Origin of the sequence: Pseudomonas sp. NY15463 (genome assembly GCF_048068415.1) — a bacterium.
Lineage (GTDB): Bacteria > Pseudomonadota > Gammaproteobacteria > Pseudomonadales > Pseudomonadaceae > Aquipseudomonas > Aquipseudomonas mosselii_C.
In genome coordinates, this window is the sequence record NZ_JBLUQD010000007.1 from 195375 (window position 1) to 221491 (window position 26117).

11 protein-coding genes are annotated in these 26117 nt (G+C 65.2%); 3 read left to right on the top strand and 8 right to left on the bottom strand.

What is annotated here, in order from left to right; genetic code table 11:
• Positions 1 to 33 precede the first annotated feature (33 nt).
• The 3 genes from ACNFIC_RS18820 to ACNFIC_RS18830 all read right to left on the bottom strand — a co-directional run bounded on the left by ACNFIC_RS18820 (position 34) and on the right by ACNFIC_RS18830 (position 3604).
• Positions 34 to 1437, bottom strand: coding sequence for an aspartate aminotransferase family protein (locus ACNFIC_RS18820; RefSeq protein WP_416781610.1), 1404 nt, complete (start codon positions 1435 to 1437; stop codon positions 34 to 36).
• Positions 1438 to 1604: 167 nt separating this feature from the next.
• Complete coding sequence (locus ACNFIC_RS18825) at positions 1605 to 2927, bottom strand: ATP-binding protein (RefSeq protein ID WP_138220211.1); 1323 nt, start codon at positions 2925 to 2927, stop codon at positions 1605 to 1607.
• Positions 2924 to 3604, bottom strand: coding sequence for a response regulator (locus ACNFIC_RS18830; RefSeq protein ID WP_416781611.1), 681 nt, complete (start codon positions 3602 to 3604; stop codon positions 2924 to 2926). Before ACNFIC_RS18830 ends, ACNFIC_RS18825 begins: the two co-directional genes overlap by 4 nt.
• Before the next feature lie 173 nt (positions 3605 to 3777).
• Here ACNFIC_RS18830 and dsbD point away from each other — a divergent pair, with 173 nt between their 5' ends.
• The 3 genes from dsbD to dsbG are packed head-to-tail and all read left to right on the top strand — an operon-like array spanning position 3778 to position 7074.
• Positions 3778 to 5484 (top strand): protein-disulfide reductase DsbD, encoded by a 1707-nt coding sequence (dsbD, locus tag ACNFIC_RS18835; RefSeq protein ID WP_416781612.1) that lies wholly within the window; start codon positions 3778 to 3780, stop codon positions 5482 to 5484.
• Complete coding sequence (locus ACNFIC_RS18840) at positions 5484 to 6314, top strand: prolipoprotein diacylglyceryl transferase family protein (protein WP_416781613.1); 831 nt, start codon at positions 5484 to 5486, stop codon at positions 6312 to 6314. Before dsbD ends, ACNFIC_RS18840 begins: the two co-directional genes overlap by 1 nt.
• 1 nt (position 6315) lies before the next feature.
• Positions 6316 to 7074, top strand: a complete 759-nt coding sequence (gene dsbG / locus ACNFIC_RS18845) for a thiol:disulfide interchange protein DsbG (RefSeq protein WP_416781614.1) — start codon at positions 6316 to 6318, stop codon at positions 7072 to 7074.
• Between the two features lie 10 nt (positions 7075 to 7084).
• On the opposite strand, the gene ACNFIC_RS18850 is transcribed toward dsbG, so the two are convergent.
• From ACNFIC_RS18850 to ACNFIC_RS18870, 5 genes are all read right to left on the bottom strand, one after another.
• Entirely contained in the window at positions 7085 to 7252 is a 168-nt protein-coding gene (locus ACNFIC_RS18850; RefSeq protein WP_416781615.1) for a hypothetical protein, read from the bottom strand.
• An 18-nt stretch (positions 7253 to 7270) separates the two neighbouring features.
• On the bottom strand, positions 7271 to 7459 hold the full coding sequence (locus ACNFIC_RS18855) for a hypothetical protein (RefSeq protein WP_416781616.1): 189 nt from the start codon (positions 7457 to 7459) through the stop codon (positions 7271 to 7273).
• A 207-nt stretch (positions 7460 to 7666) separates the two neighbouring features.
• On the bottom strand, positions 7667 to 7999 hold the full coding sequence (locus tag ACNFIC_RS18860; protein WP_416781617.1) for a hypothetical protein: 333 nt from the start codon (positions 7997 to 7999) through the stop codon (positions 7667 to 7669).
• Positions 7996 to 12582, bottom strand: coding sequence for an RHS repeat-associated core domain-containing protein (locus tag ACNFIC_RS18865; RefSeq protein WP_416781618.1), 4587 nt, complete (start codon positions 12580 to 12582; stop codon positions 7996 to 7998). Before ACNFIC_RS18865 ends, ACNFIC_RS18860 begins: the two co-directional genes overlap by 4 nt.
• Positions 12583 to 12916: 334 nt before the next feature.
• Positions 12917 to 25864 (bottom strand): non-ribosomal peptide synthetase, encoded by a 12948-nt coding sequence (locus tag ACNFIC_RS18870; RefSeq protein WP_416781619.1) that lies wholly within the window; start codon positions 25862 to 25864, stop codon positions 12917 to 12919.
• Positions 25865 to 26117: the final 253 nt, after the last annotated feature.

Below are 26117 nucleotides of genomic sequence, written 5' to 3' on the forward strand. Positions count from 1 at the left end.
TTGCACCAGGGCCGCTACGCGGCCCCGGTCGTCTCAGGCGCCCGCCCCGACAGCGGCGCGCAGCGCCTCGGCAAAACGCCCGGCCACCTCATCGATTTGCTCGGCACTGATGATCAGCGGAGGCAGGAAACGCACCACCGCGCCATGACGACCACCCAGTTCGAGGATCAGCCCACGGCGCAGGCACTCACGCTGCACCTTCGGAGCCAGACGCGAACAGGCCGGCGGATGCCCCAGGGCATCGAGCTGCCCCGCAGGGTCGACCAGCTCGACCCCGAGCATCAGGCCACGCCCGCGAATATCGCCCAGTTGCGGGTAATCCTGCTGCAGGCGCTGCAAGTGCCCACGCAAGCGCTGCCCCATGGCCTCGGCGTGTTCGCACAGGCGATGCTCGACCAGGTAGCGCATCACCGCCGAGCCTGTCGCCATGGCCATCTGATTACCCCGGAAGGTCCCGGCGTGTGCGCCGGGCGACCACTGGTCGAGCCAGTCGCGGTAGACCATCACCGCCAACGGCAGGCTGCCGCCGATGGCCTTGGACAGGGTCACCACATCCGGCACGATACCGGCATGCTCAAAGGCGAACATCTTGCCGGTACGGCCAAAGCCACTCTGGATCTCGTCGACGATCAGCGCCACGCCAGCCTGCTCGGTGATGCGACGCAGGCCACGCAACCACTCGATGTCAGCCGGAATCACCCCGCCTTCACCCTGCACCACTTCGACGATCACTGCCGCAGGCAGCGCAACGCCGGCTTCCGGGTCGTTCAGCAGGTTTTCCAGGTAGTGCAGGTTGGCGCGCACCCCAGCCTCACCGCCAAGGCCAAATGGGCAGCGGTAGTCATAGGGGTATGGCAGGAACTGTACGCCACTGCTCAGCAGGGCCCCGAGGGGCTTTTTCGGCCCCAGGCTGCCCATCAGGCTCAGGGCGCCCTGGCTCATGCCGTGGTAGCCGCCCTGGAACGCCAGCACAGTACTGCGCCCGGTGGCCGTGCGCACCAGCTTGAGCGCCGCTTCCACCGCGTCGGTGCCGGTCGGGCCGCAGAACTGGATCTTCGCCTCAAGGCGCAGCGCCTCAGGCAGCAGGCCGAACAGGTCCTGGACGAACTGGTCCTTGACCGGCGTGGTCAGGTCCAAGGTGTGCAACGGCAGCTCATCGGCCAGCACACGCTGGATCGCCTCGACCACCACCGGATGGTTATGCCCCAAGGCCAGGGTGCCAGCGCCGGCCAGGCAGTCGATGAATTGACGCCCTTCGACATCTTCCACGTAAAGCCCACGGGCGCGCTTGAGCGCCAGCGGGATGCGCCGTGGGTAGCTGCGGGCGTTGGACTCCTGTTGCTGCTGGCGCAGCAGCAGCGGCGAGTCCTTGAATTCATACAGGGCCTGGGGCTCATTGGCCGGCAGGGCCCGGACAAGGCTGGAAGCGGTCGACATCGGAAAAACCCTCGCAAGCAAGCGGATGTGCCCGCCACGCTTCCTGTAAGCGGATGTGTGTCGGGTAGTTGTCGCTTGAAAAACGCTTGGGTGCGCCCAGGATTTAGAGGTCGATGCAGGATTTACGGGCGCAATAGCCTGATCGCCGGGCCTGCCCCGCGATCAGCTCAACCTGCCGGGCGCGCCGGCACTTGCAGGCTCACCCGCAAGCCATCGCCCTGATTGTCAAAGCGCAGGCTACCGGCGCAGCGCTGCACGATGGCCTGGACGATGGCCAGGCCCAAGCCACAACCACCGCTCTGACCGTTGCGCCAGAAACGTTCGGTCAGGTGTGCCAAGTCTTCCTGCGCAATGCCAGGCCCGTGGTCGCGCACCACGAAGTCCACCTGCCCCTCCACAGCCAGCACGTCCAGCTCCACCGCGGCCTCCCCACCATGGCGCAGGGCGTTGTCCAGCAGATTGCGCAAGGCCGCTACCGCCAGTGGTGCCGGCATGCCCAGGTAAACCTTGGCCGCCTCCTCGGGCAGGCGCAGCAGAATACGCCGGTTATCGCCGCCACCGGCATCCTGGACCGCCTGCAATGCCACCTGCTCGGCGCTGCATTGCACGCCGTCGTCGAATGACAAGCTGCCCTCGACCCGCGCCAGCATGAGCAATTGCTCCAGGGTCCGGTGCATGCGGTCGGTGCCTTGTTCGGCGTGCTCCAGGGCCTGCTCGCGCACAGCCCCTTCGGTCATGCGCGCTACCTGCAAGTGGGTCTTGATCGCCGTGAGTGGGCTGCGCAGTTCGTGGGCAGCATCGTCGGTCAGTCGGCGCTCGCGCTCGATGGTCTGGGCAATGCGCAGAAACAACTGGTTCTGCGTGTCGAGCAGCGGCTGTAACTCGCTGGGCAGATTATCCACCTGCAAGGGCTCGACGCTGTCGGCACGCCGCTTTCGCAGGGCATCACGCATGCGGTTGAGCGGCGCCAAGCCCTTGCCCAAGCCGATCCACAACAGCCCGAGGCTACCGAGCAAGGCCATCAGCACTGGCGCCGAGGCGGCCAGCAGAATCGACTGGTTGAGCGCCTCGCGCTCCAGGTGCCGGTCGGCGGTGGTGATACGGATATCACCATGGCTGTAGGTGAAGGTACGCCAAGAGGCGCCGTCGATGGTCTGGTCGCGGAAACCGCTACGCTGGTCATCCATCGCGCCATCGTGCTTGTGATTGCTGGCGAGGATCTCGCCACGCAGCGAACTGACCTGGCACGCCATGCCATCCGGCACGCTGAGTTGATCAGCTGAGAAATGCGCATCCTCGCCCTTGGCTGCCAGCGGTTGCGGCAATTGGTCGACCAACCCGGCAACCATGCGCGCCGACGCCACCAGGCGCTGGTCGAGGGAGAACATCATCTGCTGGCGCAGGTCGCGCAGCATCCAGGCCGCAGCCAAGGCCCAGATCACGATGAACGCGCTGCCGAGGATCAGCGACAGGCGTACCCGCAGGCTCATGGCGAAACCTCCGGGGCCTGTGCAGGCCCCAGGCGATAACCCAGCCCGCGCACGGTCTCGACGATGCCGTTGCCGAGCTTGCGCCGCAGGTGGTGAATATGCACGTTGAGGGCGTTGCTCTCAACTTCATCGCTGAAGCCGTAGACGCAATCTTTGAGCTGCTCGCTGGACAGCACCCGGCCGGGGTTCTGCAACAACGCTAGCAACAAGGCCTGCTCGCGCCGCGAAAGGTCCACTGGCTGGCCAGCCAGAGTGGCCGCGCAACTGCTCGGGTCGTAGCACAGCGGACCGTGCTCGATGACATTCACGGCACGCCCCGCCATCCGCCTCAACAAGGTGTGCAGGCGCGCGGCCAGTTCGCGCAGGTCGAACGGCTTGAGCAAGTAGTCGTCGGCGCCAGCCTGCAAGCCATCGACACGGTCGGTGACCGCATCGCGTGCGGTGAGCACCAACACCGGCAAGGTCTCGCCCTGCTGACGCAGGCGACGCAGCAGTTTCAAGCCATCTTCGTCAGGCAGGCCCAAGTCGAGGATCATCACGTCGAACTGCGCCGCCTGGAGCATTTGCCGGGCCTGCGAAGCACTGGCCACCCGGTCCACGGTCAGGCCCTGGGCGCACAGTCCGGCGCAGATGCCGCTGGCGATCAGGTCGTCATCCTCGCAGAGCAGAACGTGCATGGGGGCTTCCTCTGGGTTGGGAGGTGAGATTGCACAGGGCAGTGATTAAGGGGAGATTATGGGCCCAGTCAATCGCTGCGCATACCGCTCTCGCGCAGTAGCAACAGGGTTTAACCTTGAGTTAATAAGCCCCGGCCAGCATGGCCCCTATCAAGCTCTGCCAAGGCGTCGACATGCGTGTTCTCCTGATTCTGCTGACATTCCTGCTCGCCGGCCCACTCCAGGCCAACCCTTTCGCCGTCAAACCGGACTTCCTGCCGGTGGAGCAGGCCTTCGTGCTGACCCAGGACCGCCTGCCAGACGGCCAGTTGCGCCTGTATTTCCAAATCCAGGACGGCTACTACCTCTACCAGAAACGCCTGAAGTTCGATGGGCTGCCCACCGACCAGCACCCCACCCTGCCCCAGGGCGAGAACCACCACGACGAGTTCTTTGGCGACAGCACCGTGTATCGCCAGCAACTGGAACTGCTGATCCCGGCCAACGCCAGCGGCGAGTTGCGCCTGGGCTGGCAGGGCTGCGCCGACGCCGGCCTGTGCTACCCGCCGCAGACCACCCGCATCGCCCTTGGCGACGCCCAGGCGCCAAGCTCCGGGCAGGCCAGCGACCAGGCCTTGGCCCGCGACCTGCAACAGGCCAGCCTGGCCTGGAGCCTGCTGGCATTCTTTGGCCTGGGGCTGCTGCTGGCGTTTACCCCGTGTTCGCTGCCAATGCTGCCGATCCTCGCCGGCCTGGTACTGGGCAACGGCGCCAGCGCCCGCCGTGGCTGGCTGTTGGCCGGGGTCTACGTGCTGAGCATGGCCCTGGTGTATGCCGGTCTGGGCGTGGTCGCCGCGCTGCTGGGCGCAAGCCTTCAGGCCTGGCTGCAACAGCCCTGGCTGCTGGGCAGCCTGGCGGCGTTGTTCGTGCTGCTGGCCCTGCCGATGTTCGGCGCCTTCGAACTGCAACTGCCCAGCGCGCTGCGCGATCGCCTTGACCGCGCCGGCCAAGGCACGCGTGGTGGCAACCTGTATGGCGCGGCGTTGCTCGGCGCGCTGTCGGGGTTGCTGCTCGGGCCGTGCATGACCGCGCCACTGGCCGGCGCCCTGCTGTACATCGCGCAGAGCGGCGACGTGCTGCAAGGTGCGCTGGTACTGTTCAGCCTCGGGCTGGGCATGGGCGTGCCGCTGTTGTTGCTGGTGACCGTGGGCAATCGCTACCTGCCGCGCCCCGGCGCCTGGATGAACCGGGTCAAGGGGGTGTTCGGCTTCGTGTTCCTGGGCATGGCCTTGTACACCGTGCGCGGCCTGCTGCCCGCGCCCCTGCTGCTGGCCCTGGCCGGGGCTTGGCTGATCGCCCTGGGCTGGGCCGCCTGGCCAGCCCTGCAACGCTTGCCGGCGCTGCGCGCGGTGCCGCTGCTTGGCGCGCTGTGGGGCGGCCTGTTACTGGTGGGTGCCGCCGCTGGCGGCAACGACCTGTGGCAGCCGCTGCAACCGTTCACCGCCAAGGGCGACAGCGTCGCCACGGCGCATGACGCCTTCACTACCGTCAGCACCCCCGCCGAGCTGCAACGCCAGCTGGACACGGCCAAGGTGCGTGGCCAGTGGGTCCTGGTGGACTACTACGCCGACTGGTGCGTGGCCTGCAAGGTCATGGAAAAACAGGTGTTCGCCCGTCCCGACGTGCAAGCCAGCCTGCAAGACGTGCACCTGCTGCGCCTGGATGTGACTGCCGACACCCCAGCCAGTCGCGAGCTGCTGCAACGCTACCAGGTCCCAGGCCCGCCCAGCTTGGTGTGGATCGGCCCAGAGGGTGAAGAACGCCGCGCCCGCCGTATCACCGGCGAAATCGACGCCGCCGCCTTCCTGCAACACTGGGCGCAGACCAGGAGCCAAGGCTGATGCTGACCGTCACCCTCGGCCCCCTGACCATGGCCCTGAACCACCTGTTGCTGCTCGCTGCGCTGGGCATCGCCAGCCTGGTCGGCTGGCGCGTGGCCCGGCGCGGCGGCGAAAACCCCGAGTCGGCGCTGTTCAACCTGTTCCTGCTGGGCCTGCTGTGCGCCCGCCTGGGCTTCGTGCTGGCCTACTGGCCGATGTTCCGCGACGAGCCGCTGCAAATGATCGACATTCGCGACGGTGGCTTCCTGCTCAGCGGCGGCCTGTTCGGCGTAGTGCTAGGCACCCTCTGGCAAGGCTGGCGCCGCCCGGGCCTGCGCCGGCCACTGGGCTGGGCGCTGTGCAGCGGCGCGCTGTTCTGGGTGCTTGGCAGCTTCGCCAGCCACCTCTACAGCCAAGGCACGCAGCTGCCACAACTGAGCCTGCGCGACAATCGCGGCCAGGCCGTGGCGCTGCACGACTACAAGGGCAAACCTCTGGTCATCAACCTGTGGGCAACCTGGTGCCCGCCCTGCCGGCGCGAAATGCCGGTATTGCAACAGGCCCAGCACGACTACCCCGGTGTGACCTTCCTGTTCGTCAACCAGGGGGAAACCCCAGAGAACGTCAGTACCTTCATGGCCACCACCGGCCTGATGCTCTCCCATGTGCTGTTCGACGGCGCCGGTGAACTGGCCCGCCAAGTCGGCTCCATGGCGCTGCCCACCACGCTGTTCTACGACGCCGACGGCCGACTGGTCGGCAGCCACCTGGGCGAGCTGTCGCGGGCCAGCCTGCGCCATGCCCTGGAACCTTTCGACCCACTCGAAACACCTGCCCCACAAGGACACTGACATGCGCCTGAACGCCCTGCTGCCCCTCACCCTCGCGCTGCTCGCAAGCCCCGCGCTACACGCCGAGGATCTGCCCAAGGCGATCCAGCAATTGCAGGCCAAGGGCGCGGTGATCAAAGGCAGCTTCGACGCCCCCAACGGCTTGCGCGGCTACGCCGCCGAATACCAGAACAACGGCATCGCCCTGTACCTTACGCCCGATGGCAAGCATGTGCTGGTCGGCAGCCTGTTCGACGAGCAGGGCCAGGACCTGAGCGCCGAGCCTTTGCAGAAGCTGGTGTACGCCCCCATGACCAAGGCCATCTGGACGAAGATGGAAAACACCAACTGGATTGCCGACGGCAAGCCCGATGCACCGCGCATCGTGTACTTGTTCAGCGACCCCAATTGCCCGTACTGCTCGATGTTCTGGCAGCAGGCGCGGCCTTGGGTGGAATCGGGCAAGGTGCAGTTGCGTCATATCATGGTCGGCATCATCCGCGAGGACAGCCCAGGCAAATCCGCCGCGCTACTGGCGGCCAAGGACCCAGCCAAGGCCCTGCTGGAGCATGAGAAGGCCGGCAAGGCCAGCACCCTCAAGGCGCTGGACAAGATCCCGGAGGCGGTGCAGAACAAACTCGACGCCAACCTGGCCTTGATGGACGAACTGGGGCTGTCCGCCACGCCGGCGATCTTCTATCAGGACGAGCAGGGGCAGTTGCAGAGCCAGCAAGGTGCACCACGGCCGGAAATGCTGGGGAAGATTCTCGGTAAGCGTTGACACTCCAGACTCAGATCGGGCAACTGGCTTTGAACGCTTTGAATCTTGAAAGATCGGCGCCTCTGGCTTGTAGAAATGCTAAGGCGTCGACGAATGCGGTGTACACGATCTGCTCAGCCATATCGTAGTCTTCAATCACATCCATCCGCGCTTGCGGCACCGTGAACCAATTTTTCATTAACGGCCCTGCCATATATCAAGGCCTACCCATTGCTTCAAGAAACCCTCCAAAACCGGCTTTCAACTGGGAGATATCATCACATTCGACACGTTCATTAAGCACAAAACACTCAGTCTCCAAATTTATAACCTCGGCCACAAAGCTACCGTCTTCCCATACGGTAAATCTGGCTATGAATCGCTCGTCGGCAACCTCAACAACCATGCTGTTGGCACCTTGTTTCGAAAGCCGGACTGGACGATTGGCTAGAGAATCCAGGTAATGCTCGAACTCCACAAGCATAAAGGGCATCTCAATCCAGCCATGTTTTTAATCTGACTTGAACGTTCTAGCTGCATACATTCCTCTGAACAACTTCCAAAAGAAACACTACTTCGCACCCAAACGCAACTTACTTCCGACCATGTTCCCTCATGATGCATCAATACAGAAAGGGTGAAGGCAGTACGCCTTCACCAACTGCCTGACATCATCATCATAGACGCCACCGCTCTCTTTCTCAGAACTTTCAATTTTACGTTCCACCAACTGTTCATACGCTGCCGGCAATATCGCGAACACCTTACCCCAATCAGACTCATAGCCGTGCATAGCCACGAGTTTATCCAGAGAAGTATTGATCAACGGGCTGCCGGCATACAGCAATGACTCATGCTCACGACAGTCAAATTTCAAATACAAGATCGCTTTGATCAAGGCATTAGCCTCTTCCCTCGTCAACACCTCAACACGCCCCTCACTCATAGGTCACATCCTCTAGAAGCCACTTGGACATCAGTCATTTTCAGCCGTGTATCATAATCCAACCCGGAGAAGGTCGAATAGGGATTCTTGCCAGCAAACAAGACATCCTTCAACCGCAAATTTCCGGCATGTATATATTCAAACCTGCTCGACAGGCTAATATTGGTTTTCTGCACCGAGTCAACTTTAAAAACAATGGCATAGTCGCCCCGTCCTTTATGGATTGGATTGTTGATGAGGATATCCCGATAGACATCATCCGGCGTCATCAACAGATCGGTGACGTAGACTTTGCCGCTGGAGTTGGCCTTGAGCACCCCGCTGTTCATCACGCCCTCAAACCCTGCCTTGTTGGTGTAGTGGATGAAGATATCTTCCGCTGTAAGCCCAAGCGGATCGACCCAGGCCAGGGAATTAGGTCCGTAGAGATACGCGTTGATACCCCCGGCCAATCCGACCGGGTCAGCCTGCGTAAACCGCCCCACATCCGGATCATAAAACCGGAACGTGTTGTAATGCAGCCCCGTCTCCCGATCCAGGTACTGCCCCTGGAACCTCAGGTTCTGCTGCCGGTTCTGTCCCGGCGCGTGCCACTCTTCACGGCTGCTGCCCCACGCCTGGTAGTCGCTGTGCCAGACACTCAGCCCCTGCTCGTCGGTCAGTTGTTCGGGTAGCCCGGCGAGGTTGGTGTGGAAGTAATGCACAACTTCCTGCCCCGGCGCTCCATCAACACGCGCCAAGGGTTCATAGCTATCGGCGTCGACATACACATACAGGCTCTGCTTGCCGTCCTGCACCTCTTGCAGCAAGCGCAACCCTTGCCAGAAGAATTCAGTCTGACTCAGCGGCTGGTCATAGCCCTCGCGGTAAAGGCGTTTGTGCGTGCGTCGCCCAAGAGGGTCATAGCTGAACTCGACCCGCTCGCTGATCTGCCCCCGTTGTTGATGCACCCGCACCAGACGGTGTTCAGCGTCATATTCGAAGCGCTGGATCAGCCGGCTACCACTGCGCTTTTCACTCAAGCGCCCGAAGCGGTCGTAGCGATAGCGCTTGTCCTGGTACACCTTGACCCGGTTGTGCCTGACCGCACCACCCAGCCCGTGGCCGTCGAGCAGGTTGCCTGCCCTGTCGTAGCCATACTGCTCGACCACCTGCGCGCCCGGCATGTGTTGGGTCAGGCCATGGATGCGCTCGGTCGGGCCATGGTCATAGCGAATCCTGGCCTGCAAGCTGCCATCGCCTCGCGCGGCAGCCTGCAACCGGCCGATGACTTGCTCGGCATCACGACTTGCACCCCGCCCCGCACGCTGAGTCTGGGTCACGACTTCGCCGATCAAGTTGTCGGCGGCGTCATACTGGTAGTCCTTCTGTAGCAACGCCAGGGTCGCCAAGCTCGCGTCGTGGTACTGCAAGGCTTTTTGTACCAGGCGCCCGCTGCTGTCATAACGGGTTCGCGTGTGCAAGCGGCCTTGGGTACGCAGCACTTCGGCGTGCAGTTCATCACGCTCGAAATCGCAGATCAGCCGGCCGTCGAGGTTGATCTGGTGCAAGTGCCCACTGCCGTAGTGCAGGTAATTGAGGCGACGTTGGTCGGGCAGGGTCAGGGTTTGCAGGTTGCCCAACTCGTCATGCCCATAGCCAAGCGCCCCCGCCCCACAGGTTTCGCTGATTCTCTGGCCAAGCAGGTCGTAACGGAATGCAAGCCGCTGCTGCGCGCCCTGCGCGTCGGTAAAGCTGACCGACAACAGGTTGTCGGCCGTATCGTAGGCATACGCCGTGACGCCATCAGCGGTGCGTTTGCGGCACACACGACCCACCTGGTCATGCTCGAACCAGCGGGTCTGAATGTCGGCCTCAGGCTCTGCCGGGCTGCCGGCGAACGGCGCTTCAGCCTCGCTGGCGGGATACAGGTCTACGCGGATCTGGTTGCCGCTGGCGTCGTAGTGATAGCGTTGGCCACCGCCATCGAGGTTGCGCTGGGCGCTCAGCCGGTCGAGTGCGTCCCACTGGAAGCGGTAGTGCTCGCCGTTCTCGTTCTCCAGTTGCAACAAGCGGTCGTACGCATCCCAAGTGAAGCGCAGCGTCAGGCCCATGGCATCGGTGCGCTGGACCAGTCGTCCACGGGCGTCGTACTGCCAGCGGGTGACGTGCTGCGCAGGGTCGGCATAACGCAGCAACTGCCCGCCCGCATCGACCTCGTAGCGGTCCACCCGTCCATCCGGGCGTAGGCATTCCAGCAGGTGCCCACGGGCATCGAAGCGATAGCGCGTGCGCGCGCCCTTGGCATCGTGAAGCTCGCTCAGGTGCCCGCGCTCATCATAGAGATAACGGGTGCTGCGCTCGGAGCAGTCCTGATAGCGGCACAACTGGCCGCACGCGTTCCATTGCAGGCGCTTGACCTTGCCATGCGGGTCGATGATCGATTGCAGCCGGCCACGCTCATCGTAAGCCAGGTGCGTACTACGCCCGAGCGGGTCGGTATCGCGGGTCAAGTTGCCTTGGCGGTCGTAGGTGAGGCGCCGGGTGCGCCCGCCCAAGTCGGTGATGTGGATAGGCAAGGCCCAGTGCTCGGTATAGCGAATCAGTTCGCTGCGCCCTAGCGGATCCTGAACACTGACCAAGCGCCCGAGCGCGTCATAGCCATAGCGCCATTGCGCGCCCTGCGGATCAATGCTGGCCAGCAGTTGCCCGTTGACCACTTCCTCGCGCCAGTGCTGACCGAGCGGATCGACATGCAGCAGCACCTCATGCAGCGGTCCCCACTGGTAATGATTGCGCCGCCCCAGGCTGTCGACCACATCGGTATGTCCCAAGGCCAGGTCATAGCTGAAGCGGTAGTCCTCGCCGTCTTCACTCCAGTGCCGGACTACCCGCCATTCATGCTCGGGTTGCGGCTCCAGCAACGGCGGCAAGCCCGGAACAGGCCTTGGGCAGGCATCGAAACGCTGCCACTGGTAGTGGAACACCGCGCCATTGGCAAGCGTCTGGCTGGCCATAAGGCCGTCGTCGGTATAGCTGAAGCGGCGCAGTACCTCACCCCCAGGGCCGCGCACCTCGCGCAACTGCCCAGCCGGTGTGTGGGCGTAGCGAGCGAGTGTTTCGTGACGCAGTACCTCCAAGCCATCGCCAGGCCGCAGGTACAGCCGACGGACTTCGCTGACCCGACGCCGATGCTGCGCCGCGTAACACAATTCGACTCCGTTGCCGGCGAAGTGGTCAACCAGCCGCTGCAAGCGCCCCTCAGCGTCGTACAACACCTCCAGCCGGTTGAGGTTGCGGTCGCCCAATTGCACTAGGCGCGAACGCCGGCCATCGTGGGGATCGGGCCGGAACACCTGATACAGGCCGCTGTAGATGTCCTCGACCACGGTCACGTCATGGTCCTGATGAAAGAACGCCAGCCCGTCGAGGCTGCTGACGAAGGCGCTGCCGACCTGCAACCGGCCCAGCTCGATGCGGATGCCCTCCTCATCGACGTACACCCAGAGTTCCCCGCCTTCGGGATGGGCGACACGCTCCAGGCGCACCTCATAGGGCAGGCTCCAGCCCTTGCCGAACACCCCGTCATCGCGCAGGTCACTGCTGTCGTAGCGCCGCGCCCACTCGATGGGTAACAGGCCTGGCAGACTGAAGTCGAGATCGTCCGCGCCATCGAGCAGCTTGGCGCCACTGGACACCACCACGGGTCGCCCCACGCACTTGATGATCGTCGATTTCGGCTTCGGTGCCTTGCGTGGCTTGGGCCGAGCCTTACCGCCACGGCGAGTCAGCAGCATGCCGGCGATCAAGCCAATGATCTTCGCCGCTGCACTCTTGCCGTCATGGATGTCACGCACCGTGAGCGTGCCGCCGCCGATACGCACGTTGGGCGAGAACTGCATGCCGATGGGGCCGTCGCAGGTGGTCTTGTCGCCCACCCGAGCGGCGGGTTGGCCGTTGATGAAGACTTTGTCCGAGCCCTGGGCAACGAACTGTTCGGGGCTGGGCGGGTGCTTGCTGCACTTGGCCGTGTCCCCAGGCGCCTCCACCGAGCCCGGTGCTGCTGGCGTGGTCACTGGCGGGTTGAAGATGCCGTGGATTTCCTGGGCCAGGCCCACCACCGGCAGCACCATGCCTGCGGCGAGCATGGCATAGCTGCCGATGTTTTCCAGGATGGAGGGTTCTTCGGCCTGCGCAGTTTCAGCTTCGGGCACCCCTGGTATGCCTGCGGCGCGGGCCGCTGCGATGCCATTGATGTAGGTGTCAGGTGAGCCGCTGCTGATCTTGCCGTAGGGCTCGGGCGGGAACATCGAATTGCCGACCCAGTTGCTAAAGTCGCTGATGTGATCGCCAATGTTCTTGTCTTCGCCTGCCGGCAGCATGGCTGCGGCGCTGACCAGGGCCCCGGCGACCAACGGCGTGAGCACAGTAGCCGCGCCGCCGGTACCGACCACCGCCACCACCGCACCGCCGATGACAGCACCGACGGCAGCGACAGCAGCCGCATACACCGCTGCCTCCACCAGGCCACTGACCAGTTCGGCGGCCAATGGCGGATGCAGAATGAGATCGCCCTCACGGGCGGCGTGCAGGCTATCGTCCATGACAGCGGGAGTCCTTGCGCAGGGCGACTGTGAAGGAGCGCAGGGTAGCACTGTGGGCGAAAGCGTCACATGCTGGCGAAATGCCAATCTCGGATTGGCAAACGCACCACCGCCCTGTGGGAGCGGCGGTTCGGCGCCCCGACTTGCCCGCGAAGCAAGCGACTCGGTGGATGGCACCGGCTACGCCGGTGTTCGCGGGCAAGCCCGCTCCCACAGATCTCTGCTAAACCAACAAGTTATGTGAAGTTTTATGAGAGCGTCTTGCACCAAATGAAACGGCCTGCTTGCGGATAACACCGTAAGCAGGCCGTCTCAAGTAGCCAACCTAGGATCGTTACAGCGCCTCCAACTCCGCCATCAGATCACTCAACCGATCCACCTTGTCCTCATCCAGCGCACTGTCTTGCAGCCCGCGCACGTAGTCCGCCAGCGCCTCCACCGTGCTGCACTCGAACATCGCCCGCAGCGGCACGTTCAGTTGCAACGCCTTCTGCACCCGCGAGGCGATCTGCGTGGCCAGCAGCGAATGCCCGCCGAGTTCGAAGAAGTTGTCGCGTACCCCGACCCGCTCGCGCTTGAGCACATCGGCCCAGATACCGGCCAGGGTTTGCTCCAGCTCGTCACGCGGCGCCAGGTAGTCCTGGCTGTGCTGGCCACCGATGTCGATGGCTGGCAGGGCCTTGCGGTCAAGCTTGCCATTAGCGTTGTGCGGCAGGCTGTCGAACCAGCCCCAGTGCAGCGGCACCATGTACTCCGGTAGCTCGGCGCGCAGACGCTGCTTGAGCCGATCGAGCAGCGCAGCGTCGGCGGCAACGCCGTGATGCGCGACCAGGTAGCCGACCAGGTGCTTGCCGTTGGCGCCTTCCTGCACCCCGACCGCCGCATCGCGCAACTCAGGCTGCTCGTGCAGGCGGGCCTCGATCTCGCCCAGTTCGATGCGATAACCACGGATCTTCACTTGATGGTCGATACGCCCGACGTACTCCAACACCCCGTCCGTACGTCGGCGTGCCAGGTCGCCGGTGCGGTACAGACGTTCGCCCGGCGCGCCGAACGGGTGTGGGATGAACGCTTGCGCTGTGCGCAGCGGATCGCCCACATAGCCGCGGCCAACCCCCGTGCCGGCGACGCACAACTCACCAACCGCGCCCAGCGGCACCAGCGCCTGGTCTTCACCCAGCAGGTACAGGCGGTTGTTGTCGGTCGGCGTGCCGATCGGCAGGTAGCTGCCCTGGGTCGAGGCTGGATCGACGCGGAAGAAGGCCACGTCGTCGGAGCATTCTGCCGGGCCGTAGGCGTTGACCAGGCCGATTGCCGGGTAACGTTGCAGCCACTGCGCCGCCAGCTCAGGCGGCATCGCCTCGCCAGTCGGCAGCATCCAGCGCAGGCCGTCCAGCGCCTGGTGGTCGCCCGCCAGCATGCCCTGGATCAACGACGGCACGCTCTCCAGCACGCTGATGCCGGTTGCCTGCACATGCGCCAGCAGGCCTTGCGGATCATGCGCGATGGCGTTCGGTACGATCTCAACGGTGGCGCCGAACAACGGCGCGGCGAGGAACTGCCAGACCGAGATATCGAAGCTCTGCGACGCGGTCTGGGCGATCACGTCGCGCTCGCTCAGGGCCAGGTACGGCACCTTGCTCAGCTGATTGTTGAGCATGCCGCGCTGCTCGACCATCACGCCCTTGGGCAGGCCGGTGGAGCCGGAGGTGTAGATCACGTAGGCGAGGTTGTCCGCCGTGCTGTAGATGCCTGGATTGGTGCTGGCCACGTTGCTGGCCTGCACCTGCTCCCACACCAGCAGTTTCGGCCGCACCGCACCCGCCACTTCATCCAGCAACTGCCGCGCCTGTTCGGCGCAGGCCGCGCTGCACACCAGCACCGGCGTGCGGCTAAGCTCGACGATGCGTTGCAGGCGTGCCGCTGGCAAGCCAGGGTCAAGCGGCAGGTAGCCGGCGCCGGCCTTGAAGCTGCCGACGATCATGCCGAGCAGCGCCAGGCCACGCTCTGCCAGTAGCGCTACTGGCTGGTCGATGGCCACCCCTGCGGTCACCAAGGCATGCCCCAGGCGGTTGGCGGCCAGGTTCAGCCCGACGTAGTCGAACGAGGCGTCCAGGCAGCGCGCGACGGTACGTTCAGGGTGCGCGGCCACCTGCGCCTCGAACAGCTCGACGTAGCTGCTTTCAAGCGGATAGGCATGTTCGCTGCGGTTGCAGTCTTCGAGCAGAAAGCGCTGCTCGTCGGCGCCCAGCAGCGGCAAGGCATCCAGCTGCCCGTCGAAGCCTTCCACCAGCGCCAGCAGCAAGCGTTTGAATTCGCCGAGCAGACGCTCGACGGTCGGGTAGTCGAAGTAGCGTTGGTCGAACGACAGGTGCAGGCCCAGGTCATCGCCTGGGTAGCAGACGGCGGTCAGCGGGAAGTTGGTGTGGGTACGGCCCGAGTCGGAGCTGGCATTCAGGTGCTGGGCGTGGTCGAGCACGGCGGTTTCCACCGGGGCGTTCTCGAACACGAACAGGCTGTCGAACAACGGCTGGCCCTTGGGCAGCTCGCTGCATGCCTGGATCGCCACCAGCGGCAGGTATTCGTACTCGCGCAGCTGCATGTTGCGCTCCAGCAAGCCTTGCAGCCATTGGCGCACGCTGCTGCGCTCGCCCGGCTGCGGCAGTTGCACGCGCAAGGCGATACTGTTGATGAACAGGCCCACGGTACGCTGCATCTGCGGCAGGCTGACCGGGCGCCCGGCCACGGTTACGCCGAACACCACGTCGCGCTCGCCGCTGTAGCGCGCCAGGGTCAGGGCCCATGCCGCCTGGGCAAAGGTGTTGACGGTCAACTGGTGGGCCTGGGCCAGCTCGCGCAGACGGGCACCGTCGCGACTGTCCAGGCGGGTGTAGCAGTCCCCCACCCGCATCCCGTCGCCAGCGTGGTCATGGCGCAGCGGGCGGTCGCTTGGAATCGCCGTGGCCCGCTCGAAACCGGCGAGGTTGTCCTGCCACCACTGGCGCGCCTCGTTGAGGTCCTGGCGTTGCAGCCAGCCAATGTAGTCGCGGTAGCGCGGCGGCACCGGCAACTGGGCCTGACGCCCCTCGCCGAGAGCCTGGTAGATCTCGAAGAAGTCGTTCATCAGCAGCGAACGGCACCAGGCATCGATGAGGATGTGGTGGTTGCTCATCATGAACCAGTAGCGCGCCTCATCCACGCGCACCAGGCGCAGGTGGAACGGGGCTTCGCGCAGCAGCTCGAAGCCCGCCTCGCGCTCCTGCTTGTGCAGCGCTTGCAGGCGCGCTTCCTGGGCTGTCTCGTCGACGCCGCGCCAATCCTGGTAGTCCAGCGGCAAGTTGCCCGGCTTGTGGATGATCTGCAACATCGCTTCGCCCGCGTTCCAGCTGAACGACGCGCGCAAGGCCTCATGCCGCGCCACCACGGCCTGCCAGGCCTGGGCGAAGCGTTCAGGGTCGAGCGCGCTGTTGATCCGGTAGCGGTCCTGCATGTAGTACAGGCCGGTGCCGGGCTCGAGCAGCGTGTGCAGCAGCAGGCCCTCCTGCATCGGCGTCAGCGGGTAGACATCCTCGATCTGCGCAGCCGGTACTGGCAGCGCGTCGATCTGCTCCTGGGTCAGTTGGGCCAACGGGAAGTCCGATGGGGTGAAGCTGCCATTGCCCTCAACCAAGCAGTGCGCGACCAAGGCCAACAACTCTTGGCGATAAGCCTCGGCCAGCGCGGCGATGGTCGCTTCTTCATAGCGTTCGCGGCTGAAGCTCAAACGCAGTTGCAGGGCGCCGCGGTACACCTGGCCATCGACGCTGAGCCAGTTGGGTAACGGTGCATCCAGGTCGTGGGCCAGCCCCGACGCGACATCCAGCGGCTGGAACAGCGCTGCGCTGTCGAACTGTTGGTCGAACTGCCCCAGGTAGTTGAAGGTGATACGCGCCTGCGGCAGCGCCGCCATGCGCTCGCGCGCGGCCGCATCGGCCAGGTAGCGCAGCACGCCATAGCCCTGGCCTTTGTGCGGCACCTGGCGCAGCTGCTCCTTGATGCGCTTGATGGATGCTGCGCGGTCAGCGTCAGCATCGCCCATCTGCGGGCTCAGGCTCAGCGGATAGGCATTGGTGAACCAACCGACGCTGCGGGTCAGGTCCATGTCCTCGAACAGCCCATCGCGACCATGCCCTTCCAGCTGTACCAGGACCTGCTGATCCCCACTCCAGCGGCACAGGGTACGGGCCAGGGCGGTCAGCAGCAAATCGTTGACCTGAGTGTGGTAGGCCGCCGGAGCCTGTTGCAGCAACTGACGGGTCTGCTCCACATCAAGACCGATGGCCAGCGTGTGGGCATGCCGATGCAGGTTGCCACCTTGCGGGTGATCGCACGGCAGTTCGTGGCGCACGTGGCTCAGTTGCCCTTCCCACCAGCCCAGCTCGTCACGCAGCGAATCGCTGCCAGCATAGGTCGCCAGACGCGCGGCCCAATCGCCCATGGCGTGGGTCTTGGCGGCGAGCGTGTGGCCACGGTACAGGGCCTGCAAGTCTTCCAGCAGCACCCGCCACGACACACCGTCCACCACCAAATGGTGGATCACCAGCAACAGGCGCTGGGCGCCCTGTGCGTCGCTTACCAGCAACGCACGCAACAGCGGGCCTTCGGCAAGGTCGAGGCTGCGCTGCACATCGGTGTACAACGCCTGGCAGTCGTCGAAGTCGCTGACGTTGGCGCGCCACAACAACGCGTGCGGCAATGGCTGGGCATATTCGGCCTGCCAGTATCCCTGGGTCTGGCTGAAGCGCAGGCGCAGGCTGTCGTGATGTTGCACCAGCGCGCCCAACGCCTGTTCCAGTATGTCGGCATTCAGTGGCTGACGTACCTGTAACAGCACCGCCTGATTCCAGTGTTGCGGCTGCGGCACTTCGCTGTCGAAGAACCAATGCTGGATCGGTGTCAGCCCTGTGCGGCCCTGGCGCGCGCCCTGCTCGATCAGGCTCGGCGCCTCGCTGTGGGTGACCACCGCAGCCAGGGTCTGAATGGTCTGGTGCTGGAACAGATCGCGCGGAGTGAATTGCAGCCCCAGTTGGCGCGCGCGGCTGACCACCTGGATCGACAGGATCGAGTCGCCCCCGAGTTCGAAGAAGTTGTCCTGCACACCGATACGCGGCAGGTTGAGCACCTCGCGCCAGATCTGCGCCAGCTGCTCTTGCAGCACATTGGCCGGTGCCTGGTAATGCTGGCGCGCCTGGTCGAGGTCCGGCGCTGGCAACGCGCGGCGGTCGAGCTTGCCATTACCCATCAGCGGCAGGCGTTCGAGCAGCATCAGGTGCGCCGGCACCATGTAGTCCGGCAGGTGCTGGCGAGCCTCGGCCTTGACCGCCTCGCGCAGTGCGGCCTGGGCCTGGCTGTCGGCGCTGGCCTGTTGACACACCAGGTAACCCACCAGTTGCTTGCCGCCGGGCAGATCCAGGGCCAGCACCACGGCCTCCTCGACATCGGCATGCGCGTGCAGGCGGCTCTCGATCTCGCCCAACTCGATGCGGAAGCCGCGAATCTTCACCTGCTGGTCAGCACGGCCGATGTATTCCACCAAACCATCGGCGCGCAGCCGCACCAAGTCCCCGGTGCGGTACAGACGCCCGCCGTCGTGGCTGAATGGGTCGGCGACGAAGCGCTCGGCGCTCAGACCTGGACGGTCGTGATACCCCTGGGCCAGGCCCGCGCCGCCCACATACAACTCGCCAATGCCGCCCTGCGGCAGCAGCGCCAGGTCCTCGTCGAGGATGTAGCCGGTACGCGCACCGATCAGCCGGCCGATCGGCACGCTGCCGGCGTCGGCAGGTAGCTCGTCCGGCGCCAGGCACGCCAGCGGCATCACCACGGTTTCGGTGGGACCATAGGCATTGAAGAACTGCTGCGGGGCAAAGGCCTGGCGGATGCGTTGCAGGTGCTCGCCGGTCAGCGCCTCTCCCCCCGTGATCACCAAGCGCACCGGCAGTTGCGCGCCTTGGCCAGCTAGGTACTGGGCCAGCTGGCTGCCGTAGCTTGGGGTGAAGCCTAAGATGCTCACCTGCTGCTCGCGCACCAGCTCGCAGATCTCTTCGGCGCCCCATTGGCCCTGGGCACGCAGCACCACGCGGGCACCGCACAGCAGCGGCGTGAGCAGGCGTTCGCTGGCAGCGTCGAAGTTGATCGAATAGAAGTGCAGCTCACAATCGTCGCTGCGCATGCCGAACTCGGCGATCACCGCCTGGCAGTGCATGGCGATCTCGCCATGACTGACCACCACCCCTTTGGGCTTGCCGGTGGAACCGGAGGTGTAGATCAGATAAGCCTGGTGCTGCGGTACGTTGAGGTTGTCCAGCGGCGCATGGCTGTAAGCCGCAAGCGCAGCGGCATCGTCTTCCAGGCACCAGCGGGCGGTGCCTTCAGGCAATGCGCCAAGGGCATCGAGCAACCTGCGCTGGCCGATCAGCAGGCCCAGGCGGCTGTCCTCGATCATGTAGCGCAGGCGGTCCAGCGGGTACTCCGGGTCGAGCGGCACGTAGGCGCCACCGGCCTTGAGGATCGCCAGAAGGCCCACCACCATCTCCAGCGAACGTTCCAGCGCCAAGCCAACCCGCACCTGCGGGCAGACACCGCGCTCGCGCAGGGCACGGGCCAGGCGATTGGCCTGCTGGTCCAGCTCGGCGTAGCTCAAGTGGCGACCTGCGAAGGTCAGCGCCAAGGCCTGCGGGGTGCGTTCAACCTGGGCCGCGAACAGGCCATGCAGCGTCTGATCGAGGGCCAAATCCTGCTCGCCCTGCAACTGGCCGATCAGCACCTGCTGCTCGGCCGGGTCCAGCATCGGCAGTTCGCACAGACGCTGCTGCGGATCTTCCAGCAGCGCGACCAGCAACTGTTGCCAGTGTTCGGCCATGCGCGCGATGCGCGGCTCGTCGAACAGGTCGCGGCTGTAGGTGAAGCAGCAGCCCAGGCGCCCGTCGAGGTCGGTCACTTCCAGGTACAGGTCGAACTTGGTGGCACTGGCGTCGTTGACCAGGTAGTCCACCTGCATGCCCGCCAGTGTGCGGCTCTGCTGGAAGGCCCAGCGCTGTACGTTGCACATCACCTGGAACAGCGGGTTGTAGGCGCTGGAGCGTGGTGGCTGCAAGGCCTCGACCAGTTGATCGAACGGCAGGTCCTGGTGCGACTGAGCGTCGATGAGGGTCTGGCGTACCTGTTCGAGCAGCGCGCTGACGCGCATCTGCCCGTCCAACTCGCAACGCAGCACCTGGGTATTGAGGAAGGCCCCGATCAGCCCTTCGCTTTCCGGGCGGATACGCCCGGCCACCGGCGCTCCGATGCGCAGGTCGCGCTGGCCGCTGTAGCGGTGCAACAGCGCTGCCAGGGTGGCGGTCATGGTCATGAACAGGGTCAGGCCGCGCTGACTGTTGAAGGCGTGCACGCGCTTGACCAGCGCCGGATCCAGATCGAAACGATACAGTGCGCCACGGTGGCTCTGCACTGCCGGACGCGGACGGTCGGCCGGCAACGCCAACACCGGATGCTCATCGCCCAGGCGCTGTTTCCAGTAGGCCAACTGACGCTCGCCTTCCCCGCCTTCCAGCCACTGGCGTTGCCACACGCTGTAGTCCAGGTACTGCACCGGCAGCGGCGCCAGGGGCGACTCGCGCTCATCGACGAAGGCTTCGTAGAGTTCGCCCAGCTCGCGGGCGAAGATGTCCATGGCCCAGCCTTCGGTGACGATGTGGTGCAGGGTCAGCACGAAGTAGTGTTCGCGCTCATCGGCCTTGACCAGGCACGCACGCAGCAGCGGCCCGTGTTCCAGGTCGAACGGCTGGTGCGCCTGATCGTCGGCAAGCGCTTGCAGGCGCTGTTGCCGCACGGCGGCTGGGTCGGCGCTGAAATCGTGCCATTGCAGTTGCAGATGAGTGTCATCGGCCACGCACTGGTAAGGCTTGCCGCCGATGCTCGGGAACGTCGTGCGCAGGGTCTCGTGACGCACGATCAGCGCTTGCAGGGCGCGCTCGAACGCATCCACATGTAGCGCGCCGCGCAGCCGTGCCATGCCGCCGACGTTGTAGGCGGGGCTGTCAGGCTCCATTTGCCAGAGGAACCACATGCGCTGCTGGGAGTACGACAGCGGTACGGCCTGGCGGCGGTCGATGCGTGCGATCTGGCCTTGCAGGTTGCGCGCGCCGCTGCGTTGCAGGTGTTCGACTTCAGCGCAGAAGGCGCCCAGCACGCTGGCATCGAACAAGGCCTTGAGCGGCAATTCGACATCCAGCGCCTGCCGGGTGCGCGAGACGATCTGGGTGGCCAGCAGCGAGTGGCCACCCAAGGCGAAGAAGTCATCGTGCAGGCCGACCTGCGGCAGGTTCAGCACCTCGCACCAGATCGCCGCGACCTGTTGTTGCAGCGCGGTTTGCGGGGCGAGGTGCTCGCGCTGCTGCCAGACCGGCGCCGGCAGCGCCCTGCGCTCGACCTTGCCACTCGGGCCCAACGGCATCTGTGCGAGATGGATCAGCTGGGCCGGCACCATGTAGGCCGGCAGGCGCTCGGCCAGGGCCGCGAGCAGCGCGGCGGTCTGTTCGACACCGCTGTAATAGCCGACCAGCTGGGCGCCCACGGCGCTCTCGTGGATCAGCACCAGCGCCTGCTCGACGTTGGCCTGGGCCAGCAGCACGGCCTGTACCTCTTCTGGCTCGACGCGGAAACCGCGCACCTTGACCTGCTGGTCGAGGCGCCCGAGGTAATCCAGCGACCCGCTGCGCACATGCCAGCGGGCACGATCGCCGCTGCGGTACAGGCGCGTGCCGTCGCCGTCAGGCTGGGGCACGAAACGCTCGGCGGTCAGGCCTGGGCGGCCAAGGTAGCCACGCGCCAGGCCCGCCCCACCCAGGCACAGCTCACCGGGTACGCCTGGCGCGGTGAGTTCGAATTCATCGTCCAGCACCCGGCACAGCACGTTGCCCAGCGGCTGGCCAATGGGCGAGCGGGCGCCGTCGCTTACCTGGCAGTGCCAGTGGGTGACGTTGATGGCGGTTTCGGTCGGGCCATAGCGGTTGTGCAATTGCACTTGCGGCAGCAGTTGCAGCACCCGGTCACGCAGCGCGGCGCTCAGCGCCTCGCCCCCGGAGAACAGCCGGCGCAGGCTGGTGCAGGCGGCAGCCAATGGCTCCTGGGCGAACACCTGCAACAGCGGCGGTACGAAGTGCAGTGTGGTCACCTGATGCTGTTGCACCAGCTGAGCGATACGCTGCGGGTCGCGGTGCTCGCCGGGGCCGGCCAGCACCAGCTTGCAGCCGGTCAGCAGCGGCCAGAAGCACTCCCACACCGACACATCGAAACTGATCGGGGCCTTCTGCATCAGCACATCGCTGTCGTTCAGCGCGTAGGTCGCCTGCATCCACTGCAAGCGCTCGGCCAGGGCGGCGTGGGTGTTGCCGACCCCTTTAGGTTGGCCGGTGGATCCTGAGGTGTAGATCACATAGGCGAGGTTGTCGCCGTGCAGGTGCAGGCCTGGCGCCTGGCTTGGCCAGCTGTCCAAGTGCAGTTGATCGAGGGCGATGGCGCCAACCCCTTCGACCTGGGGCAATCCGTCGAGCAACGCGCTGTCGCTGAGCAACAGGCTCGCACGGCAGTCACTGAGCATGTAGGCCAGGCGCTCGGTCGGGTAGTCGACATCCAGCGGCACGTAGGCGCCGCCGGCCTTGAGGATCGCCAACAGGCCCACCAGCAGTTGCGGCGAGCGTTGCAGGGCGATGGCCACGCAAGTGTCCGGGCCGACGCCCTTGTCGCGCAGGTAGTGAGCCAGGCGGTTGGCCTGCTGGTGCAGGCTTGCGTAGTCGAGCTGTCCACCTTCCCACACCAGCGCGATGCGCTCGGGGGTCAGGCGCGCTTGTTCGTTGAGTTGCTCCACCAGCAGACGCGTCGGTGCCGGCGCAGGCGCCTGACCCCAGGCCAACAGTTGCGCCTGTTCCTGCGCCTCGAGCAAGCGTACTTGGCCCAGGGGCAATTGCGGTTGGGCGCAGACCTGCTCGAGCAATGCCAGCAGATGAGCGGCCAGGCGCTTGACGGTGCTGGCTTCGAACAGGCCGGCAGCGTAGTCGAAGGCCAGGGTCAGACGGCCTTGGTGATCTTCCTCGCTGTGCAGTTGCAGGTCGAACTTGGCTTCACGGCTGTGCCAGGGCAGCTCTTCGGCGAGCAGGCCGGGCAAGCGGCGCAGGGCCGAGAGGTCACGCTGCTGGTGGTTGAACATGACCTGGAACAGCCCCTGCTCCCGGGCCTGGGGCAACGCTTCGAGCAGTTGCTCGAATGGCAGGTCCTGATGCGCCTGGGCCTCGAGGGTGGTCTGGCGGACCTGCGCCAGCAACTGCTCGAACGGCAGCCGCCCGTCAAGCTCGGCACGCAGCACCTGGGTGTTGATGAAGAAACCGACCATGCCCTGGGTTTCCAGGCGCGGGCGGTTGGCGTTGGGTACGCCGACACGGATATCGCCCTGCCCGGTGTAGCGATGCAGCAGCGCCTGCCAGCCGGCCAACAGCACCATGAACAGTGTGGCCTGTTGGTCGCGGGCCAGGCCGTTGAGCGCCGTGCTCAGTGCACTCGGCACCCTGACGTGGTGACGCGCGGCGCGGGTGTGCTGCTGGCTGGCACGCGGCTGATCGGTGCACAGGTCGAGCACCGGCAACGTGTCACCGAGCTTGTCTTTCCAGTACGCGAGCTGGCGGGCGCTCTGGCCGTCGGCCAGCCACTGGCGCTGCCACTGACCATGGTCGGCGTAGCCCAACGGCAGTTCCGGCAGTTGTACAACCTGGCCTGGCGCGGCATACAGGCGGGCGAACTCGTCCAGCAGGATATTCAGCGACCAACCGTCAGCGATGATGTGGTGCAGGGTCACCCACAGTTGGTGTTCTTCATCGTCCAGGCGCACCAGGGTCACCCGCAACAGAGGGCCTTGACGCAGGTCGAACGGCTGCTGGGCTTCATCTTCCCGGCGTGCACTGACCTCGGCGGGCGAGTGGCCCTCGAGGTCCAGGTGACGCAGGCTGAACGACAGATTCGGCAGAATGCGCTGCACGGCCTGGCCGTCGATCTCGTCGAACAGCGTGCGCAGCGATTCGTGGCGCTCGACCAGAGCCTGGAAGCAGGCTTGCAGCGCCGCTTCGTCCAGCTCGCCGCGCAGGTGCAGGCCAGCTGGGATGTTGTAGGCAGCCGACTGTGGCTCCAGTTGCCACAGCAGCCACAGGCGGTTTTGTGCCAGCGACTGTGGCAAGGCCTGGTCACGCGCCTGATGCGCAATGACACCTACAGCGCTGCTGCCCTCGGCAAGAATGGCCGCAACGGCGGCGCTGTACTCGGCCAAGGTCGGGGCTTCGAACAGGGTGCGCAGGCTGAGCGGGATACCCAGCTCATCGGCCAGGCGCGCCGTTACCTGGGTGGCGACGATCGAGTTGCCGCCCAGCAGCAGGAAATGGTCATCGGCTGCCACCGCCTGGACCTTGAGCAGTTCACACCAGAGGCCGGCGATCCGCGCCTGCAACTGATCGCCCTGAGTGTGCTCGGCTTGCGCGACCGGCTTGGCCGCGAAGCGCGCATAGCAGTCCAGGCTGCCGTCATCCATACGCAGGCGGCACGCCGAGCGTTGCAGCTTGCCGCTGGAGGTCTTGGGCAAGGCGCCCGGGTTGAGCAACAGCACCACCGCCGGGGCCTGGCGGCAGGCGTCGGCGATCACCCGGCGCAGGGTGTCGATCAGCGCGTTGGGCGCATGCGCCTTCTGCACGTTGCGGCTGATCTCGACCGCAATACCAATGCCCTCCTCGCCTTGGTCATCGACCGCGAACACCGCCACCCGGCCCTTGCGTAGCAGATCCACTTCGCGCTCTAAGGTCTTTTCCAGGTCCTGCGGGTAGAGGTTCTGGCCACGCACGATCAGCATGTCCTTCAGGCGTCCGGTCACGAACACTTCGCCATCGCGCATGAAGCCCAGGTCGCCAGTGCGCAGCCAAGTCTGGCCGTCCATCTGGACGAACGTGCGTGCGCTGGCCTCGGGGTTGCGCCAGTAGCCGCGCGCCACACTCGGGCCTGCGGACCAGATCTCGCCCACCTGATTGTCGCCCAGCACGACCAATTGCTGCGGCTCGACGATACGTACCGGGTGGTCCGGCTGCGGATAGCCGCAACTCATCAGCACACTGCCCTGGCCCGGTTCTGCGCGGTTGGCGGCGAACGCCGCGGCATCCAGTTCAAGCGCAGCAATGCCCTGGCCACGGCGGCTGCCACTGACGAACAAGGTGGCTTCGGCCAAGCCGTAGCTGGCGAAGAAGCTGCCGGCATCGAAGCCACAGGCGGCGAATTTGTCGGCGAAGGTGTCAAGGCTGTCCTGGCGAATCGGCTCGGAGCCTGAGTACGCCACGCGCCAGTGGCTGAGGTCGAGCCCGGCCATGGCCGCCTCGCTGACCCGCTCGCTGCAAAGGCGATAGGCGAAGTCCGGGCCGCCGCTGATCGTGCCGCGGTAATCGCTGATGGCCTGCAACCAACGCTGCGGGCGGGCGAGGAAGTAGCCCGGCGACATCAGCACGCACGGCACGCCGCTGAAGATGGGTTGCAAGAGGCCGCCGATCAGGCCCATGTCATGGTACAGCGGCAGCCAGCTGACGATGACATCGTCCGGGTTCAGATCGATGCCGAAGCCGTGGCGAATCAGTTGCTCGTTGGCCACCAGGTTGCCGTGACTGACCTGCACGCCCTTGGGCAACGCCGTGGACCCGGAGGTGTACTGCAAGAAGGCGATGTCATCGCCAGTCAAGGTGGGTGCCTGCCACTGCTCGGCCAGCGCTGGCTCCAGGCGGTCCACCGCCAGCAGTGCCGGGGCGTCGTCGCCGGCCAGGGCGTCGAGCCCCTGCAAGGTTTCGCGCAGCGCCTCCACCGTCAGCAACAGCCGCGGTTCGGCGTCATCGATGATCGACAGCAGACGCTGCTGATGGTGCTGACGAGCAGACTCCGGTGGATAGGCCGGCACCGCGATCACCCCGGCATACAGGCAACCGAAGAACGCTGCGACGTAGTCGGGCCCGCTGGGGAACAGCAGCACGGCACGCTCACCGAAGCCGGCGCAGGCCTGCAACGCGGCAGCGATGGTGCGCGCCCGCAGGTCCAGGTCCCGGTAGCTGAGCACGGCCTGCTCGCCAGGCGCATCCGCCAGAAAGCGCAAAGCGATGCGCTCCGGGGTGCGCGCGGCGCGCTGCGCCAAGGCCTGGACCAGCGAGTGCGGGAGTTCGAAGGCGTCCGTCATGGAATGTTCCTGCCAGTGTCTGGGTGAGTCGTGCCAAGGCTGTGCTTCGCCGTTGCGGCGGACAGCGTTCGGCAGCCGGATGTACACAAGGGAACGGATGGCGCGGGGAAGAAATTAGACCCGCCGGGCAGGTCAAACGCGGGACCTGGACAGCGCAATTGCGAGGGTCCCGGCGTTTCGGCGGCAAACAAACAAATGAAGAATCATTAACTTCTGCATTTGACAATCATTATCATCTTGAATAGTTTGTCGC

Coding starts and splice junctions, on each gene's coding strand:
- ACNFIC_RS18820 (WP_416781610.1), bottom strand. CDS start 1,437: ATGTCGACCGCTTCCAGCCTTGTCCGGGCCCTGCCGGCCAATGAGCCC.
- ACNFIC_RS18825 (WP_138220211.1), bottom strand. CDS start 2,927: ATGAGCCTGCGGGTACGCCTGTCGCTGATCCTCGGCAGCGCGTTCATC.
- ACNFIC_RS18830 (WP_416781611.1), bottom strand. CDS start 3,604: ATGCACGTTCTGCTCTGCGAGGATGACGACCTGATCGCCAGCGGCATC.
- dsbD (WP_416781612.1), top strand. CDS start 3,778: ATGCGTGTTCTCCTGATTCTGCTGACATTCCTGCTCGCCGGCCCACTC.
- ACNFIC_RS18840 (WP_416781613.1), top strand. CDS start 5,484: ATGCTGACCGTCACCCTCGGCCCCCTGACCATGGCCCTGAACCACCTG.
- dsbG (WP_416781614.1), top strand. CDS start 6,316: ATGCGCCTGAACGCCCTGCTGCCCCTCACCCTCGCGCTGCTCGCAAGC.
- ACNFIC_RS18850 (WP_416781615.1), bottom strand. CDS start 7,252: ATGAAAAATTGGTTCACGGTGCCGCAAGCGCGGATGGATGTGATTGAA.
- ACNFIC_RS18855 (WP_416781616.1), bottom strand. CDS start 7,459: ATGGTTGTTGAGGTTGCCGACGAGCGATTCATAGCCAGATTTACCGTA.
- ACNFIC_RS18860 (WP_416781617.1), bottom strand. CDS start 7,999: ATGAGTGAGGGGCGTGTTGAGGTGTTGACGAGGGAAGAGGCTAATGCC.
- ACNFIC_RS18865 (WP_416781618.1), bottom strand. CDS start 12,582: ATGGACGATAGCCTGCACGCCGCCCGTGAGGGCGATCTCATTCTGCAT.
- ACNFIC_RS18870 (WP_416781619.1), bottom strand. CDS start 25,864: ATGACGGACGCCTTCGAACTCCCGCACTCGCTGGTCCAGGCCTTGGCG.